Consider the following 16,983-nt stretch of genomic DNA (forward strand, 5'->3'; position numbering starts at 1 on the left):
ACCCTAGGCGAGGCGGGTGGGCTCAGCCGCGGCAGGCCGGGCAGGTGCCGAAGATCTCGAGCGTGTGGCTGACCTCGTCGTAGCCGTGCTCGGCGGCGATGGAGCGGGTCCAGCTCTCGACCGCGGGCCCCTCGACCTCGACGGTGCGCCCGCAGGAGCGGCAGACGAGGTGGTGGTGGTGGGTCGTGGAGCAGGCGCGGTAGATGGCCTCCCCGCCCTCGGTGAGCAGCCGGTCGATCTCGCCACCGTCGGCGAGGCGCTGCAGGGTGCGGTAGACGGTGGCCAGGCCGACGGTCTCGCCCCGTCTGCCCAGCAGGTCGTGGATCTCCTGGGCGGAGCGGAAGTCGTCGAAGCTGGCCATCGCCTCGGCCACGGCCAGGCGCTGGCGCGTGGGCCGCAGGCCGGAGGTCGCGGGGCCGCCGGAGCCGGAGCCGGCGCCGGTGCGGTCAGTGCTCGTCATAGTGCTTCCCGTGGGGTGCGTGCCGGTGGCCGTCGTGGACGTAGTCGACGTGGTCGCCGTGGGGGATCGCCAGGTGACCGCAGTCCGGGCCGTGCTCGTGGTCGTGGTGCCCGGTGACCTCGTGGTCCTCGGGCACGTCGTCGGGGAACGGTACGTGGCGACGCTGGCGCCGGCGCAGCAGCGCCCCCAGCGGCCAGGTGGCCACGAAGCACGCCAGGGCCAGCAGGACGATCGCCGAGCCGGGCGGCACCGTGAGGTCGTAGGACTGGGAGAGGTACGCCGACACCAGCAGGCCGCCGACGCCCGCGCCGGCGCCGACCACCACCGCCCCCAGGACGGTCGCCCGGAAGGAGCGCGCCAGCTGCTGCGACGTCGCGACCGGCACGATCATCAGGGCCGAGACCAGCAGCAGCCCGACGGTGCGCATCGCGACGGTGACCGTGACCGCGGCCAGCACGGCGACCAGCAGGTTGTAGGCCCGCACGTTGAGCCCGGCCACCCGCGCGAAGTCCTGGTCCTGGGCCACGGTGAACAGCTGCGGCATCAGGCCCAGGCCCAGCGCCAGGATCACCACGGCCAGCGCCAGCGTGAACCAGATGTCGGTCAGGGAGATCGAGGTGATCGACCCGAAGAGGTACTGCTGGAGCGTGGCGCCGGTCTGGCCCGCCAGGCCCGTGATCATCACGCCGCCCGCCAGGCCGCCGTAGAAGAGCAGGGCCAGGGCCAGGTCGCCGCTGGTGTGGCCGCGGTCGCGGATGGTCTCGATCGCCACGCCGCCGAGGATCGCGACGACCACGGCGGTCCAGGTGGGGGCGACGCCGGTGAGCAGGCCCAGGGCGACGCCCGTCACGGCCACGTGGCCGAGGCCGTCACCGAGCAGCGCGAGCCGGCGCTGCACCAGGTAGGTGCCGATCACCGGCGCAGCCAGGCCGGTGACGAGCGCCGCGAGCAGCGCCCGCTGCATGAAGTCGTAGGCGAGGAGGTCGATCACAGCCGGTGGTCCTCCCGGTCCCAGGGGGCCACCACGTCGGGGTGGTGGTCGTGGCGACCCGCGTCGAGGTCGTGGGGGTGGTGGTGGCCGTGCGCGTCGTTGAGGTCCAGCGGCGGGCCGTCGTAGACCAGGCGCCCGTCGCGCAGCACGACGGTGCGGTCGACCAGCGGCGCCAGCGGCCCGAGCTCGTGAGTCACCAGGACGATGGTGCTGCCCGAGCGCGACAGGGTGGCCAGCGCGTGGGCCAGGGCCTCCTGGTTGGGCAGGTCCACGCCGGCGGTCGGCTCGTCGAGGAAGAACAGGTCGGGCCCGCCGGCCAGCGCCCGCGCGATGAGGACCCGCTGCTGCTGACCGCCCGACAGCGTGGCGACGCTGTCCTTGGCGCGGTCGGCGAGACCGACGACCTCGAGCGCCTCGGCGACCGCCGCGCGGTCGGCCCGGCTGGGCAGCGACAGCACCCGGCGACGGGTGAGCCGCCCCGAGGCCACGACCTCGCGCACCGAGACCGGTACGCCGCTGGCGGCGCTCGCCCGCTGCGGCACGTAGCCGAGCCGGTGCCAGTCGCGGAAGGAGGTCATCGGGATGCCGAAGAGCCTGAGCGAGCCGCGCTCCAGCGGGCGCAGGCCGGTCAGGGCGCGCACCAGCGTCGACTTGCCGGAGCCGTTGGGGCCCAGCAGGGTCACGAACTCGCCGGCGCGGACCGTGAGGTCGACCTGGCGCACGACGGGGCGCCCGCCGAGCACCACGGCGCCGTCGCGCAGCTCGACCACCGGGTCCGTGTCGAGGCTCAACAGCGGTTCGCCTCCTGCAGGGCGGCCAGGTTGGAGCGCATGAGGGAAAGGTAGTCCTCGTCGGCCGTCTCGTCGGTCAGGCCCTCGATGGTGTCGAGCACCGCGGTGTCGACGCCGGCGTCGGAGGCCAGCACCTCGGCGGCCTGGGGGCTGACGAGGGTCTCGGAGAAGACGGTGGTGATGCCGGTCTCGTCGATGAGGTCCTGCAGCGCGGCCAGGGCGGCGGGGCTCGGCTCGGCGTCGGGGGAGATGCCGTTGATGGAGGCCAGCTCCAGGCCGTAGCCCTCGAGGTAGCCGAACGCGTCGTGGTTGGTCATCACCGTGGTGATCTCGCAGTCGGCCAGCCCGGAGACGAACTCCTCGTCGAGGGCCTCGAGGTCGCTGCGCAGGTCGGCTGCGCGCTCCTCGAAGTCCTCGGCCCGGTCGGGGTCGATCTCGGAGAGCCGCTCGGCGACCGCGTCGCCGAGGGCGGCCATGCGCGCCGGGTCGTGCCAGAAGTGGGGGTCGAGCTCGCCGTGGTCGTGGTCGCTGTGGTCCTCCTCGGCGTGTTCGTCCTCGGAGTGCTCGTCCTCGCCGTGTTCCTCGTCGGAGTGCTCCTCCGCCGAGTGCTCCTCGTCGGAGTGCTCGTCGTGCTCGTCCTCGAACGGGGCCAGGTCCACGACCTCGGCGGCGTCGAGCAGCTCGGGTCCGCCGACCTCCTCGGCGGCCTCGTCGACGGCCGGCTGCAGCGAGTCGACGTAGACCAGCAGGGCGGCGTCGGAGAGGGCGGCGGTCTGGCCCACGCCGAGCTCGAGGTCGTGCGGCTCGCCGCCGGGCTGGGTGAGGTTCTCGACCTCGAAGGCGTCGCCGGCCACGCGCTGGGCGACGTACTGCAGCGGGTAGAGGCCGGTCGCGACGGTGCTGGAGCCGGCCGAGTCGCCTGAGCCGCTCGCGCTGCTCGAGTCGTCCGAGGTCAGCGCACCGCACCCGCTGAGGCCCAGGGCGATCGCGGCGACGGCAGGGACGAGGGCGCGGCGTGAAGTCATGAGAACCATTCTCAGAGTGTTGAGAATCGTTGTCAATTCAAGGAGGCGTAGGGTCGGCGCCGTGCTCGTCGTCAACAGGTTCCGCGTCCCCGAGGACGAGGCGGAGGCGTTCCGTGCCGACCTCGAGGCCGCCCACGCGGTGCTCGCGGCGCGCCCCGGCTTCGTCGCCGGCACCGTCGGCCGCAACCTCGACGAGCCCACGCTGTGGGTGCTGACCACGCGCTGGGAGCACGTCGGCGCCTACCGCCGCGCCCTGTCGTCGTACGACGTCAAGATGGGCGCCGTGCGCCTGCTCGCGCGGGCGATCGACGAGGCCAGTGCCTACGAGGTCGTCGAGCCCGGGACCGACCTCAACGTGGCGGCTGCCCGGTCGTTAGGCTGAGCGCTTCCCGCACGTCCTCCCGCCCGCCGGCAGCCAGCCGGTGCGCCTGCACGCGAAAGTGAGCCCCTCCGTGGCCAAGCCGCCTCCCTCCGTCGTCGACAGCGTCGTCTCCCTCGCCAAGCGCCGGGGCTTCGTCTACCCCTGCGGCGAGATCTACGGCGGCACCCGCTCGGCGTGGGACTACGGCCCGCTCGGCGTGGAGCTCAAGGACAACATCAAGCGCCAGTGGTGGAAGTCCATGGTGCAGATGCGCGACGACGTCGTGGGCCTCGACTCCAGCGTGATCCTGCCGACGCGCACCTGGGAGGCCAGCGGCCACGTCGACACCTTCAGCGACCCGCTGACCGAGTGCCAGTCGTGCCACAAGCGCTTCCGCGCCGACCACCTCCAGGAGGCCGTCGCCGAGAAGAAGGGCATCGACGACCCCGACACGGTCACCTTCGAGGACCTCGCCTGCCCCAACTGCGGCACCCGCGGCGCCTGGACCGAGCCGCGCCAGTTCTCCGGCCTGCTCAAGACCTACCTCGGCGTCCACGACGACGAGTCGGGCCTGCACTACCTGCGCCCCGAGACCGCGCAGGGCATCTTCCTCAACTTCGCCAACGTGGTGACCAGCCAGCGGATGAAGCCGCCCTTCGGCATCGCCCAGATCGGCAAGTCGTTCCGCAACGAGATCACGCCCGGCAACTTCATCTTCCGCACCCGCGAGTTCGAGCAGATGGAGATGGAGTTCTTCGTCAAGCCGGGCGAGGACGAGGAGTGGCACCAGCACTGGATCGACGAGCGCACCAAGTGGTACGTCGACCTGGGCATCGACCCCGACAACCTGCGCCACTACGAGCACGCGCAGGAGAAGCTGTCGCACTACTCCAAGCGCACCGTCGACATCGAGTACCGCTTCCGCTTCGCCGGCTCGGAGTGGGGCGAGCTCGAGGGCATCGCCAACCGCACCGACTTCGACCTCTCGACGCACGCCAAGCACTCGGGCAAGGACCTGTCGTACTACGACCAGGCCGCCGGCGAGCGCTACACGCCGTACGTCATCGAGCCCGCGGCGGGCCTGTCTCGCTCGCTGATGACCTTCCTGGTCGACGCCTACTCCGAGGACGAGGCACCCAACACCAAGGGTGGCGTCGACAAGCGCACCGTGCTGCGCCTCGACCCGCGCCTGGCCCCGGTCAAGGTGGCGGTGCTGCCGCTGAGCCGCAACGCCGACCTCTCGCCCAAGGCCCGCGACCTGGCCACCGAGCTGCGCCGCAACTGGTACGTCGACTTCGACGACGCCGGCGCGATCGGCAAGCGCTACCGCCGCCAGGACGAGATCGGCACCCCGTTCTGCGTCACCGTCGACTTCGACACCCTCGACGACCACGCCGTCACCGTGCGCGAGCGCGACACCATGGCCCAGGAGCGGATCGGTTTGGACCGGATCTCGGCGTACTTCGCCGAGAAGTTCCTCGGCGCCTGATGGGCCCCGTGCACAATGGAACGATGCTGAGCCCCCGCCCGCGCCGGCGCGCGACCCGTCTCGTCGCGCCCCTGGCCGCCCTGGTCCTGTCCGTCGGTGCGCTGGGAGCCTGCTCCGGCGACGACGCGGGGGAGGCCGGCGAGGGAGCCTCCGCGACGTCCACCGAGCCGGGCGAGGACACCACCATCGACCCCACGGCCGACGCCGAGGAGACGCCGTACCTGCCGGTGCCCGACGGGGTCGAGCTGACCGAGCAGGGCAGTGCCCTCGAGGTCGGCGACACCGCGACCGTGGCCTACCAGCCCAACCAGAAGGACGTCGGGGTCCTCGACCTCACCGTCACCGACCTGCGCAAGACCTCCTTCAAGGAGTCCTTCCAGGGCTGGAAGCTCGACAAGACCGTCAAGAAGGCGCAGCCCTACTTCGTGCGCGCCAAGGTCGAGAACGTCGGCGAGGACGACCTCGGTGGCAAGCGGGTGCCGCTCTACCTGGTCGACGGCGAGAACACGCTGGTGGAGTCGTCGACCTTCGTCAGCACCTTCAAGCCGTGCCCGTCGAAGGCGCTGCCCAAGAAGTTCGGGCCCGGCAGGAAGACCACCACCTGCCTGGTCTTCCTGGCGCCCTCGAAGGGTGACCTGGAGGCGATCAGCTTCCGGCCGGCCCAGGAGTTCAACCCGATCACCTGGACCGGCGAGGTCCTCAAGATCGGCGAGAAGACCGCGGCGCAGAAGAAGGCCGCCAAGAAGAAGAACAAGAACAGCAAGAACGACCAGGACTGACGCCGCGAGATTTGGGTCGGGGCGGGCGCGCCGCGAGAATGACGCCGTGCCCGCCTCCACCCCGACCGCCGTCGCGCCCGGCCTGCGCCTGGGCGACCTGGAGGTCGCGACCCCGGTGGTGCTGGCGCCGATGGCCGGCATCACCAACGCGGCGTACCGCCGGCTGTGCGCCGAGCAGGGGGCCGGGCTCTACGTCTGCGAGATGATCACCAGCCGCGGGCTGGTCGAGGGCGACAAGCACACCCTCGACATGCTCGTCTTCGACGAGGCCGAGACGACCCGCTCGGTGCAGCTCTACGGCAGCGACCCGCTGCACGTCGGTCGCGCGGCCGAGATCCTGTGCACCGAGCACGGCGTCGACCACATCGACCTCAACTTCGGGTGCCCGGTGCCGAAGGTGACCCGCAAGGGCGGCGGTGGGGCGCTGCCCTGGAAGCGCGGCCTGCTGGCCGAGATCCTCGAGGCGGCGGTCGGCGCGGCCGCCCGGCACGGCGTGCCGGTGACGATGAAGACCCGCAAGGGCATCGACGACGACCACCTGACCTACCTCGACGCCGGGCGGATCGCCCAGGAGTCGGGGTGCGCGGCGATCGCGCTGCACGGGCGCACCGTCTCGCAGGCCTACTCGGGCCGGGCCGACTGGGACGCCATCGGCGAGCTGGTCGCCCACGTCGACATCCCGGTGCTCGGCAACGGTGACATCTGGGAGGCCGCCGACGCGGTGCGCATGGTCGAGCAGACCGGCGCCGCCGGTGTCGTGGTCGGCCGCGGCTGCCTCGGCCGCCCCTGGCTCTTCCGCGACCTCGCGGCCGCCTTCGCCGGCGAGGAGGTCGCCACCCTGCCCACGCTGGGCGAGGTGCGCGACATGATGCGCCGCCACGCCGAGCTGCTGTGCCGGCACATGGGCGAGGAGCGGGGCTGCAAGGAGTTCCGCAAGCACGTGTCGTGGTACCTCAAGGGCTTCGCCGCCGGCGGCGACGCGCGCCGCTCGCTCGGCCTGGTCTCCACCCTCGCCGACCTCGACGCGCTGCTCGCCGACCTCGACCCCGACGAGGCCTTCCCGACCGCCGCGCTCGGCGCCCCCCGCGGCCGGCAGGGCTCGCCGCGGGCCCGGGTCGCGCTGCCGGAGGGCTGGCTCGACGACGCCGACGGGCGCGGGCTGGGCACCGCCGAGGACGCGCTGGAGACCACCGGCGGGTGAGCGACCGGTCGAGCCCGGAACGGGCCGACTGTGACGTGCATCACCTCGGGTGAGGGAGCACACGCGCGATTTTGCCCGTGATGATGCCCGATCGGCTGATGCCGTGTGTTTCAGTGGGTACTTCGCCGATCCGCCACCTGCGGACCGGCGACTCCTGTGTCATCAACAGCAAAGGATCAGCGCTGTGGCAGACCTTCGCCACAAGCGGGACGCCAATGCCCGCCCCCGTCCTCGCGCCACCATCGTGGCTGGGACCCTCGCCGTCCTCGCGACCGCCTCCGCGGTCGGTGTCGGCATCGCCTCCTCCGAGCCCGTCGCCACCGAGGTGCCCGTCGCGGCCTCGGTCACCCAGCTGAGCGCGGGCATCTCCGCCGCCGAGCTGGCCGAGCGCGGCTCCGTCGTCTCGCGCACCTCCGACCGCTCGCTGGCCACCGCGCCGGTGCGCCAGGGAGTGCGGCTGGAGAAGAAGTCGGCGCTCGAGAAGATGATGGCCACCCAGGCGGTCAAGGACGCCGTGGCCGGCGCCGACACCAAGCTGTGGACCACCACCGAGCTGAACCTGTGGGCCTCCCCGGCCGGCAAGGCGAAGAAGCTGGGCCTGCTCGACGCCGAGCAGAAGGTCCTGGTCACCGGCCGCTCGCTCTACGGCCGCGACGAGGTCGTCGTCAAGGGCGCCTCGCGCTGGGTCTCCGCGGGCTACCTGAGCGACGAGAAGCCGGTCGAGGAGACGGAGGAGGCCACCTCCTCCGCCCCGGAGGCCGACGCCACCTGCAGCAACGGCACCTCGGTGCCCTCGGGCGTGAGCCCCAACATCGTCAAGGTGCACAGCGCCGTCTGCGCGGCGTTCCCCGAGATCACCACCTACGGCACCTTCCGTGGGGACGGCGAGCACGCCCAGGGCATCGCGGTCGACATCATGGTCAGCGGCGCGCGCGGCTGGGAGGTCGCGGAGTTCGTGCGCGCCAACGCCGGCAGCCTGGGCGTCTCGTACGCCATCTACTCCCAGAGCATCTGGTCGGTGGAGCGCTCCGGCGAGGGCTGGCGGGGCATGTCCGACCGCGGGTCGACGACGGCCAACCACTACGACCACGTGCACGTCACGACGTACTGAGCGTGCACGGCCCGCTCCACCGGGGGCACGAGTGCACGGGTGTTTCGTGATCCGGACCAGCGGGTAGCCTGATGGCCATGGGGGGCCGTCTTGCTGTGCTCGTAGCCGCCACGGTCTCGACCGTGGTGGCTCTGACGAGCCTCGTGCTGCTGCGCGCCGAGCAGGGTGCCGGGGCCCCCGAGGCCCTGGACCCGACGACGTCGCAGCTGGGTGCCGCGGACGCGTCGACCGCCGCCGCCCGCCTGGAGAACCCGCCGGACCCCTCCGAGCTCCCGTCCCTGGGCCTGCAGTTCCACGGCACCTGGACCCACTACGACGCCGACGAGCGGGCCGAGGTGCTCGACCGCATCGAGGCCTCGGGTGCGCGCTGGGTGCGCCTGGACATCGGCTGGGCGATGCTCGAGCCCCAGCCCGGTGTGTTCGACACCAGCTGGGGCCGTCCGCTGGTCGACGAGGTGATGGACCAGCTGCGCGAGCGCGACCTCAAGGTCCTGGTCATGTTCTGGCTGACCCCGTCGTGGGCGTCCTCGGAGAGCGACGCGTTCACCGCGCAGTACACCAGCCCCGACGACCCGGCCGACTACGCGACCGCGCTCGGGCGGGTGGCCCAGCGCTGGGGCGACGTCGTCGACGCCTACGAGATCTGGAACGAGCCGAACCTCGAGGTCTTCTACCACGGCACCGACCCCGAGACCTACACCGATCTGCTCTGTGCCTCCTACCCCGTGGTGAAGCGCGCCGACCCCGACGCCCGGGTCGTCTTCGGCGGGTTGATGTACAACGACGACGACTGGCTGCAGCGGGCCTACGACGCCGGGGTGGGTGGCTGCTACGACGTCATGTCGGTGCACTCCTACCAGGCCCCCGCCGACTCCCCGCCGAGCGTGGTCGACGACGGCGAGGTGTGGAACCTGCGCAACCTCGACGAGGTGCGCGACACGATGATCGAGAACGGTGACCGGCTGCCGATCTGGATCACCGAGTTCGGCTGGAGCGTCCACGAGAACGAGCCCGACACCGAGCCCTGGCGCCGCGGCGTCGACGAGGCCACCCAGGCCCGCTACGCCGCCGAGGCGCTGATCCTGCTGGCCGAGGACTTCCCCTACGTCGGGGTGGCCTTCTGGTACAAGGACGCCGTCAACGACGAGAGCACCGACCTGCACCAGGAGGGCTACGCCATGCTGGACGAGGACCGCCGACCGCGGCCGGTCTGGCGGACCTTCCGCGACCTCTACGGGATGACACGATGAGCCGCCTGCCGTTCCTGCCCGTGCTGGCCCGGGCGCTGCGCTTCCGCGCCGCGGTGGTGCTGGCCGTCCTGGTGCCCGCCGCCCTGGTCGGGGTGCTGGCCGTCGAGAACCGGCCCGACGAGACGACCGCGGTCGCGGTCGTCGGGGTCGCCCCCGAGTCAGCGGCGGTGCTCAGCACCGACGCGGTCCAGCTCGCGCTGGGCCGGTACTCGGTCGCCCTGACCTCCCCGGAGGTGCTCACCGAGGTGGCGGCCGAGACCGGCATCGACCTCCAGGCGCTCGACTCCGCGGTCGAGGTCACGGCCTCGCAGGAGTCCGGGAACCTCAGCGTGCGCGCGACGCTGCCCTCGCGCACCGAGGCGCTGCTGGCGGCACGCACCGTCGCCGAGCGCACCGTGACCATCGGCGAGGAGGACCCGCTGGCCGACGCCGCGGTCCTGGCCGGGGCCCGCGTCGAGTCGCCGGGGCTGCTCTCGGGCACCCGGACCCTGCAGGCGCTGCTCGTGCTGGCCGCGCTGCTCGCCGGCCTCGTGGTCGCCTACGCGCTCGAGGCCGTGCGGCCCCGGGTGCGCACCGGGGGCGACGCGGCCCGGGCCGCGGGTGGCCCGGTGCTGGGCAGCCTGCCCCCCTTCACCTCGTCCTGGCCCCGCCGGGCCGTGGCCCCCGACAGCGAGATCCTCGCCTCCGCGCGCTCCCTGCGCTCGGGCTTCCTGGCCTCGGCCGCGGGCGTGCCGACCGGGCCGGTCCTCGTCGTCGGCGCCACCCCGGGAGCCGGCGCCAGCACCGCGGGCTTCCTGCTGGCGCGCACCCTGGTCGACCGCGGCGAGTCGGCCCTGGTGCTCGACCTCGACCTCGAGCACGCCGGTCTGAGCGTCACGATGGGCACCCCGCGCCGCTTCGCCCTGCACGACGCGCTGACCGAGAGCGGCCCGCTCGAGGAGGTCGTGCACGACGAGGGCGGGGTCGCGGTGCTGACCACCGAGCCGATGCTCGGCGTCGACGACCTCGTCGACCGGCGCCTGCCCGACCTGCTGAAGCGGGCCTCGGACCGCTACGACGCCGTGCTCTGCGACAGCGCCCCGCTGGGCGGCGGCGAGGTCAGCGAGCTGGTCGCCGCCCACACCGCCTCGGCGCTGGTGGTCGTCCGGGCCGGCACGCCCGCCGCGCTGGTCGAGCGCACGGCCGCCCGGCTCGACCGCCTCGGCGTCCCGGTGCGCGGCGTGGTCCTCAACCACGCCTCCCGCGCCGAGGCCGAGGCCCCCGGGCTCCACGAGACGGCGCGTGGTGACTGAGCCGGGTCCCGCCGGCCGGATGCGCCCGGCGGTGCGTGGCCGACCACCCGTGGTGCTGATGTACCACGGGTTCTGCACGCGGCGCCGCCCTGACGACCCCGAGAACCTGTTCGTGGAGGTCGGACGCTTCGAGCAGCAGCTGCGCTGGATGCTCGACCAGGGCTGGGTCGCCCTCGACCTCGACGCCTACCTGGCCGCGCTCGCGGACCCCGTCGGGAGACCCCGGCGCTCGTTCGTGGTGACCATCGACGACGGCTTCACCTCGGTGCTGCACCTGGCGGTGCCGGTGCTGGAGCGCCTCGGTGTGCCCGCGCTGCTCTACGTGCCCTCCGACCTGGCCGGACGCACGGCGACCTGGTTGGCCCGGCCGGGGGAGGAGCCGCTGCTCGACGCCGACGAGCTGCGCCACCTGCACTCCCTGCCGGTGGTCGAGCTGGGCGTGCACGGCGCCGACCACGTCGACCTGCGCGGGGTGGGCGCCACGGCGCTCGACCACCAGGTGCGGGCGGCGCACGGGCGGCTCGGGGAGCTGGTCGGTGACCAGCTGCGCTCGTTCGCCTACCCCTTCGGCGCCCACGACGCCGCCGCCCGCGAGGCGGTGGCCCGGGAGGGCTTCGAGGTGGGCTTCTCGGTCTTCGACGACGCCGGTCGCCACGCGGTGAGCCGGGTCGACGTCAACGCCACCGACTCCCTGGCCTCGTTCCGGCTCAAGGTCCAGCTGCCCGGGTACCGCCAGTGGTGGTCGGCGCTCGACCGGGCCCCCTTCGTGCGGCGCGGTGTGCGGGCGGCGCTGACCACCCTGGGCGGGCGGCAGGACGACCGGTGAGCCCCTCGTCGGTCGCCCCGCCCCGCCCCCGGTCGCGGGCCTGGGGCGACGTGCCCCGCCGCTCCAGCCGCCCCCGCCGGCGTACGCCGACCGGCCCGGGACGGCCCAGCCGTCTCCGCACCCGGGTGCGGGCGGGCCTCGGGCTGGTGCTGCTCGCCCTGGCCGGCGCAGCGCTCGGCCTGGTGCTGGCCGGTGCCGGCCTCGTCGTCGGTGCGTGGGCGCCGGTGGCACTCGTGGTCGTCCCCGTGCTGGGGGCCCTGGCCTGGCGGCGCAACGACCTCGTGGTGCCGCTCGCCGCGCTCACGCTGCCCCTGGGCCACGTCGCGGCCGGGCCGGTCGACCTCGTGCAGCTGGTGACCGCGCTGGTCGTCGCGGCCGTGCTGGTGCCGGCCGCCACCCGGCTCGACTGGCGGCTCCCGCCGTGGCCGGTGGCGGTGCCGCTCGGCCTGTTCGTCGTGGTCGCCGTGCTGGCCACGCCCAGGGCCCGCGACAGCGACCTGGCCTTCCGCCTCGACGTCCAGCTGGTGCTGCTGGTGCTGCTGGTGGTGGCGGTCCTGACGGCCGTGCGGACCACCCGGCGCCTGTCGAGCGTGGTGGCGGGCCTGCTCGCGGCGGGGGCCGCCTCGTCGGTGTGGGCGCTGCTGGCCTCCGGGCCGACCGAGAGCTACTACGGCGGGAGCGTGGTCACCGGGCGCGCGGTGGGCGTCTTCTCCCAGCCCAACGAGCTCGGCCTCTTCAGCGCGGTGCTGCTCGTGCTGGCCGTCGGGACGGCGCTGAGCGTCTCCCCGGGACCGGCCTCCGCGCGTCGGCTGCGGGCGCTCGCCCTGGTCGCCTCGGTGCTGCTGCTCGCCGCGCTCGGGGTCTCGTTGTCGCGCGGCGCCTGGTTCGGCGCCGTCGTCGGCGTGGTCGCCCTGGGCGTCCTCGTGCCCGCGACGCGGCGCCGCCTGCTGCGCGTCGGGGGCGGCCTGCTCGCGGGCGTGGCCGTGCTGGGTCTGCTCGGGGTCGGGCCGCTGGGCCAGGTCGTCGACCGGGTGGCCTCGGTGGGACAGGCCACCAGCAACCCCTACGACCAGCGCCCGCTGATCTGGGCCGAGGGCCTGCGCCTGGTCGCCGAGGCACCGCTGCTGGGCCACGGGCCCGGCGGCTACTACCTCGAGGCCGCCGGGGGCGCGCTGCGCGCCGGTGCGGTCCTCGAGGTCGAGCACGCCCACCAGCTGCTGCTCAACACCGCGGTCGAGTTCGGGCTCGTCGGCCTGGGCGCGCTGCTGGCGCTGCTGGCCGGGCTGGGGGCGGGGCTGGCGGCGGCCCGCCGGGCCACGGCCACGCTCGACGCCGGCGCGCCCGAGCGCTGGCTGCCGGGGGTCCTGGCGGCCGCTCTCGTGCCGGTGCTGGCCCACGGCATGCTGGACTACCCGTTGCGCAACCCCGTGGTGCTCACGACCGTCTGGCTCGTGCTCGCCACCCTCGTGGCCGCCTGCACCGTGGCGGTCACCACGACCCGACCCGACACCGAGGACGCCCGATGAGACCTGAGCCCGCGCCACTGGACCGGCTGCGGCTGCTGGTGGTCACCCCGACCGGGCTGCTCGGAGGGTCGGAGACCTGGCTGCTGGACCTGCTGCGCACCACCCGCCCACGCGTGCAGGCCGAGGTGTGGATGCTGGAGGACGGGCCGCTGCGGAGCGAGCTCGAGGCCGACGGGGTGAGCGTGACGGTCCTGCCCACGGGCCCGCGGGCTCGTGACCTGGCGCTGCGCAACCTCGACCTGGGCCGCCGGCTGCGGCGCAGCGACGCCGAGGTGGTGCTGGCCAACGGCGTGAAGGCCGCGGCCGCGGTGGTCCCGGCCGCCCGCACCGTCGGCGTGCCGGTCGTGTGGGCCAAGCACGACTTCTCCTGGGACCGTGAGCTCGCGCCCCGCCTGGGCCGGATGAGCGACGCGGTGCTGGCCACCTCGCGCGCGGTCGCTGCGGCCACGGGCCGCAACGACGCCACGATCGTCCCGCCGCCCCGCCCGCCCGCACCGACGCCCCGCGCCGAGGCGGCGGCGTACTGGGCAGAGCGAGGGGTCGACACCGGTGACGGGCCGGTGCTGGCGCTGCTCGGCCGCCTGGTCGGCTACAAGGGCGTCGACACCGCCATCGAGGCGCTGGCCCACGAGGGCGCGCTGTCCTGGCGGCTGGTGGTCGCCGGTCCCGACGACCCGACCGAGCCGGGGGAGCGGGCGCGGCTCGAGGCGCTGGCCGACCGGCTCGGCGTGCGCGACCGGGTGCTGCTCACCGGCCCGGTGCCCGACGCCGGCCGCCACCTGGCCGCCTTCGACGCCGTCGCCGTGCTGACCCGCAGCGACGGGGAGCGCTTCGGACGCGAGGGCTACTCGCTCGTCGCGCTCGAGGCGCTCGGCGCCGGCGTGCCGCTCGTCGGTGCCGCCGGCAACCCGGAGGTCGAGCGGATGGCGCTCACAGCCGGTCGCGTGGTCCCGCCGAGCGACCCGGCGGCCCTCGCGGGCGCGCTGCTGGAGCTGCAGGACCCCGAGGTCCGGGACCGCTGCGGCGGGGCCGGGCGGGCCGTGCTGGCCGAGCACCCCGACGCCGAGGCCTGCGGCCAACGGGTCGTGCAGGTGCTCGCCGAGGCCGCGCGGCGTCCGGGCGCGGGGCTGGTGGGCCCGCCGATGACGGTGCTGACCTGCTTCCGCGACGAGGAGGGGCACGTCGACGAGGTCGTGGGCGCCGTCCTCGACCAGCTCGGACCCGACGACGAGTACCTGCTGCTCGACGACCGCTCCAGCGACAAGACCGGGGCCGAGCTCGCCGCGTGGGTCTCGCGCGACTCCCGCCTGCGGCTGCTCGACGGCCCCGGCGTCAACCTGTCGGTCGCGCGCAACGCCGGCTTCGCCCAGGCGCGCCACCCCCGGGTGGCCTGCACCGACGCCGGCTGCGCGCCGGGGCCGCGCTGGCTGGCCGCGCTGCGGGCGGCCTTCGCCGAGCCCGACCCCGTCGACCTGGTGGTCGGGGTCTACGACGTCGACGGCGGCGACCCGGTGCGCGACGCCGCCCGGGTCGCGCTGTTCCCCTCGATCGCCGAGGCCCGTCGCCCGGGGCTGCTGACCCGCTGCGCGGGCCGGGTCACCGGGCGCAGCTTCTCGGCCCGCCGCCTCGACGGCCGCTCGATGGCCTGCGCCGTCCCGGCGTGGGAGGCCGCCGGCGGCTTCGACGCCCGGCTGCGCAGCTCCGAGGACGCCGTCTTCGGTGCCGCGGTGCTCGCCGCCGGCGGCCGCAGCGCGCTGGCCCTGGACGCCCGGGTCACCTGGGCACAGACCGGCGACCTGGCCGACATGGCGCGGATGTACGCCAAGTACGGCGAGTGGGGTGGCCGCGCCGGCTCCTGGCAGCTGGTCAGCCGCGACCTGGTGCGCGCCTCGGCGTACGCCGTGGCACCGCTGGTGCTGGCGACGGGCGGACGAGGCGCGCGTGCGACCGTGCTCGCCGGCGCGGCCGGCTACCTGGCGCTGCCGGCGCTGCGGGCCCGCGACGTCGACGTGGTGCCCGGCACCTGGGCGATGGTGCCGGTCGTCGTCGCGCTCAAGGACGTGGCGAAGGCGGCCGGGTGCCTGCGCGGGCTGGCGGCCCGTGCGGCGGGGAGAGCCGGTGGCTGAGCAGGTCATCAGCGCGACGACCCACCGGGCCGCGCGCAACGCGGTGGTGCGCGCCGTCGCGGAGGTGCTCGGCAAGGTCGCCACCCTCGCCTGGACCGTCGGGGCGGCGCGGATGCTGTCCGCCGACGACTTCGGCGCGGTGTTCTACGCGCTCACGATCATGCTCGTCCTGACGTCGCTGGCGGCCTGGGGCTTCGACAGCGGCCTCACCCGGCGCGGCAGCGCCGTGCCCGAGTCGCTGCCCCGGCTGTTCCGGGCCACCCAGCTGTGGAAGACCGGCCTGGCCGTCCCGGTGCTGCTGGTCGCGGGGCTGCTGCTGGCCGGCGTGCCGGCGGTCGGCTCGTGGCCGGTGCTGGCGCTGATGCTGGCCGCGGGCCTGCCCGAGCTGTGGAGCCAGACCATCCGCACCGCGGCCGCCTGCCGCCAGGTCTCCGCCGGGGTCTCGTCGTCCCTGGTGGTGCAGCGGGTCGCCACCGCCGCGGCGGTGCTCGGGGCGCTCGGGGCCGGCACCGGTGCCGAGGGCGTGGCGGCCGGGTTCCTGGCCGGCACCGTGGTCGGCTGGCTGGCCCACGTGGTGGCCGCGCGGCGCCTCGACGTGCGCCAGCCGCTGCGCGGCCTGGAGCGGGCCGACCTGGCCGCCGCGGTCCACGAGACCGTGCTGGTCGGCGTCAGCGGGCTGGTGCTGATGCTGCTCTTCCGCGTCGACGTGCTCATCCTGGGCCAGCTCGAGGGCGCCGAGGCGGTCGCCGTCTACACGGTCGCCTACCGGATCCTCGAGACGGTGCTCTTCGTGACCTACGCGATCAACTCGGCGGTGCTGCCGGTGCTGAGCTCGACCGCCAGCAGTGCGACGCGCCGCCTGGGCGTCGAACGGGCGATCGCGGTGGGCGGGTTCGTCTACCTGCCCTTCGTCGCGGTGTCGGTGATGGAGGGCCGCGACGTCATCGACCTGCTCTTCGGCCCGACGTACGCCGACGCCGCCGCGCCGGTGCTGGCCTGGCTGGCACCGGCGGCCCTGCTGCTGGCCGTGGCCAGCTTCACCGACTCGCTGCTGCACGTGCTGGGCCGCCACCGCGCCCTGCTCGCCTCCTCCAGCGTCGCCCTCGTCCTCAACGTCGCCCTCAACCTCGCCCTCATCCCGGTGCTCGGCGCGACCGGTGCCGCGCTGTCCACGACGGCGTCGTACCTGGTGCAGGCCGCGGCGGTCCTGGTCTTCCTGGAGCGCGCGGGGGAGCGGCCCTCCGTCCTGCGCCCCCTGCTCAGCGCCAGCGGGGCGTCGCTCGTGCTGGTCGCGGGGCTGGCGCTGATCCACCTCCCGGTGCTGGCCGAGCTGCTCGTCGGCGCCGCCGCCTACCTCGCAGCCTGGCTGCTCCTGGTGCGGCGCCTGGCACCCGAGCAGCAGCAGGTGCTCGTGGGGCTCCTGCGCCGCCGCGTCGCCTGACCGCGACCCGGCGACGGTCCATGTCGTACGTCGCCCCGTTGGTCGAGCAGCAAGGAGCGCGCCGAGCCGGCGCCAGTTCCCCGCCGTACGACGCTCCGTTGGTCGAGCAGCAAGGAGCGCCAGCGACGCGCGTCGTCGAGACCCCGCAAGAACCGCGCCGACCTCGCCGTACGTCGAGCCGTTGGTCGAGCAGCAAGGAGCGCGCCGAGCCGGCGCCAGTTCCCCGCCGTACGACGCTCCGTTGGTCGAGCAGCAAGGAGCGCCAGCGACGCGCGTCGTCGAGACCCCGCAAGAACCGCGCCGACCTCGCCGTA

At 74.3% G+C, this 16,983-nt stretch carries 15 protein-coding genes; 11 read left to right on the forward strand and 4 right to left on the reverse strand.

What is annotated here, in order from left to right; translation table 11 throughout:
* Positions 1-22: 22 nt before the first annotated feature.
* From OCU29_RS13150 to OCU29_RS13165, 4 genes are read right to left on the reverse strand one after another with little or no spacing between them, the layout of a single operon-like run.
* A complete protein-coding gene (locus OCU29_RS13150; RefSeq protein ID WP_179616905.1) occupies positions 23-460 on the reverse strand; it encodes a Fur family transcriptional regulator in 438 nt (145 codons plus the stop codon).
* The gene (locus OCU29_RS13155) at positions 447-1,451 is read right to left on the reverse strand and encodes a metal ABC transporter permease (RefSeq protein WP_370463670.1); all 1,005 of its coding nucleotides are present in this window, start codon (positions 1,449-1,451) and stop codon (positions 447-449) included. Before OCU29_RS13155 ends, OCU29_RS13150 begins: the two co-directional genes overlap by 14 nt.
* Positions 1,448-2,242 (reverse strand): metal ABC transporter ATP-binding protein, encoded by a 795-nt coding sequence (locus tag OCU29_RS13160; protein WP_261820279.1) that lies wholly within the window; start codon positions 2,240-2,242, stop codon positions 1,448-1,450. Before OCU29_RS13160 ends, OCU29_RS13155 begins: the two co-directional genes overlap by 4 nt.
* The gene (locus OCU29_RS13165) at positions 2,239-3,267 is read right to left on the reverse strand and encodes a metal ABC transporter substrate-binding protein (RefSeq protein WP_261820280.1); all 1,029 of its coding nucleotides are present in this window, start codon (positions 3,265-3,267) and stop codon (positions 2,239-2,241) included. The genes OCU29_RS13160 and OCU29_RS13165 overlap by 4 nt, the downstream gene beginning before the upstream one ends.
* Before the next feature lie 61 nt (positions 3,268-3,328).
* Between OCU29_RS13165 and OCU29_RS13170 the strand changes: the two genes are divergently transcribed.
* The 11 genes from OCU29_RS13170 to OCU29_RS13220 all read left to right on the forward strand — a co-directional run bounded on the left by OCU29_RS13170 (position 3,329) and on the right by OCU29_RS13220 (position 16,669).
* A complete protein-coding gene (locus tag OCU29_RS13170; RefSeq protein WP_179616903.1) occupies positions 3,329-3,649 on the forward strand; it encodes an antibiotic biosynthesis monooxygenase in 321 nt (106 codons plus the stop codon).
* A gap of 70 nt (positions 3,650-3,719) precedes the next feature.
* Positions 3,720-5,117: a glycine--tRNA ligase gene (locus OCU29_RS13175; protein ID WP_179617569.1), complete on the forward strand. Its 1,398-nt coding sequence runs from the start codon at positions 3,720-3,722 to the stop codon at positions 5,115-5,117.
* Between the two features lie 23 nt (positions 5,118-5,140).
* Positions 5,141-5,896 (forward strand): hypothetical protein, encoded by a 756-nt coding sequence (locus tag OCU29_RS13180; RefSeq protein ID WP_261820281.1) that lies wholly within the window; start codon positions 5,141-5,143, stop codon positions 5,894-5,896.
* Between the two features lie 46 nt (positions 5,897-5,942).
* Entirely contained in the window at positions 5,943-7,097 is a 1,155-nt protein-coding gene (dusB, locus tag OCU29_RS13185; protein ID WP_179616901.1) for a tRNA dihydrouridine synthase DusB, read from the forward strand.
* Between the two features lie 184 nt (positions 7,098-7,281).
* Complete coding sequence (locus OCU29_RS13190) at positions 7,282-8,208, forward strand: SH3 domain-containing protein (RefSeq protein WP_261820282.1); 927 nt, start codon at positions 7,282-7,284, stop codon at positions 8,206-8,208.
* A gap of 122 nt (positions 8,209-8,330) precedes the next feature.
* The gene (locus tag OCU29_RS13195) at positions 8,331-9,458 is read left to right on the forward strand and encodes a cellulase family glycosylhydrolase (protein ID WP_179616899.1); all 1,128 of its coding nucleotides are present in this window, start codon (positions 8,331-8,333) and stop codon (positions 9,456-9,458) included.
* Positions 9,455-10,750, forward strand: a complete 1,296-nt coding sequence (locus OCU29_RS13200; RefSeq protein WP_261820283.1) for a hypothetical protein — start codon at positions 9,455-9,457, stop codon at positions 10,748-10,750. Before OCU29_RS13195 ends, OCU29_RS13200 begins: the two co-directional genes overlap by 4 nt.
* The gene (locus tag OCU29_RS13205; protein ID WP_261820284.1) at positions 10,743-11,576 is read left to right on the forward strand and encodes a polysaccharide deacetylase family protein; all 834 of its coding nucleotides are present in this window, start codon (positions 10,743-10,745) and stop codon (positions 11,574-11,576) included. The genes OCU29_RS13200 and OCU29_RS13205 overlap by 8 nt, the downstream gene beginning before the upstream one ends.
* Positions 11,573-13,102, forward strand: a complete 1,530-nt coding sequence (locus OCU29_RS13210) for an O-antigen ligase (protein ID WP_261820285.1) — start codon at positions 11,573-11,575, stop codon at positions 13,100-13,102. The genes OCU29_RS13205 and OCU29_RS13210 overlap by 4 nt, the downstream gene beginning before the upstream one ends.
* On the forward strand, positions 13,099-15,228 hold the full coding sequence (locus tag OCU29_RS13215) for a glycosyltransferase (protein ID WP_261820286.1): 2,130 nt from the start codon (positions 13,099-13,101) through the stop codon (positions 15,226-15,228). Before OCU29_RS13210 ends, OCU29_RS13215 begins: the two co-directional genes overlap by 4 nt.
* Positions 15,221-16,669: a polysaccharide biosynthesis C-terminal domain-containing protein gene (locus tag OCU29_RS13220; RefSeq protein WP_261820287.1), complete on the forward strand. Its 1,449-nt coding sequence runs from the start codon at positions 15,221-15,223 to the stop codon at positions 16,667-16,669. The genes OCU29_RS13215 and OCU29_RS13220 overlap by 8 nt, the downstream gene beginning before the upstream one ends.
* Positions 16,670-16,983 lie beyond the last annotated feature (314 nt).

Origin of the sequence: Nocardioides sp. OK12, assembly GCF_024341885.1 — a bacterium.
Lineage (GTDB): Bacteria > Actinomycetota > Actinomycetes > Propionibacteriales > Nocardioidaceae > Nocardioides > Nocardioides marinisabuli.

Coding starts and splice junctions, on each gene's coding strand:
- OCU29_RS13150 (WP_179616905.1), bottom strand. CDS start 460: ATGACGAGCACTGACCGCACCGGCGCCGGCTCCGGCTCCGGCGGCCCC.
- OCU29_RS13165 (WP_261820280.1), bottom strand. CDS start 3,267: ATGACTTCACGCCGCGCCCTCGTCCCTGCCGTCGCCGCGATCGCCCTG.
- OCU29_RS13180 (WP_261820281.1), top strand. CDS start 5,141: ATGCTGAGCCCCCGCCCGCGCCGGCGCGCGACCCGTCTCGTCGCGCCC.
- OCU29_RS13200 (WP_261820283.1), top strand. CDS start 9,455: ATGAGCCGCCTGCCGTTCCTGCCCGTGCTGGCCCGGGCGCTGCGCTTC.
- OCU29_RS13215 (WP_261820286.1), top strand. CDS start 13,099: ATGAGACCTGAGCCCGCGCCACTGGACCGGCTGCGGCTGCTGGTGGTC.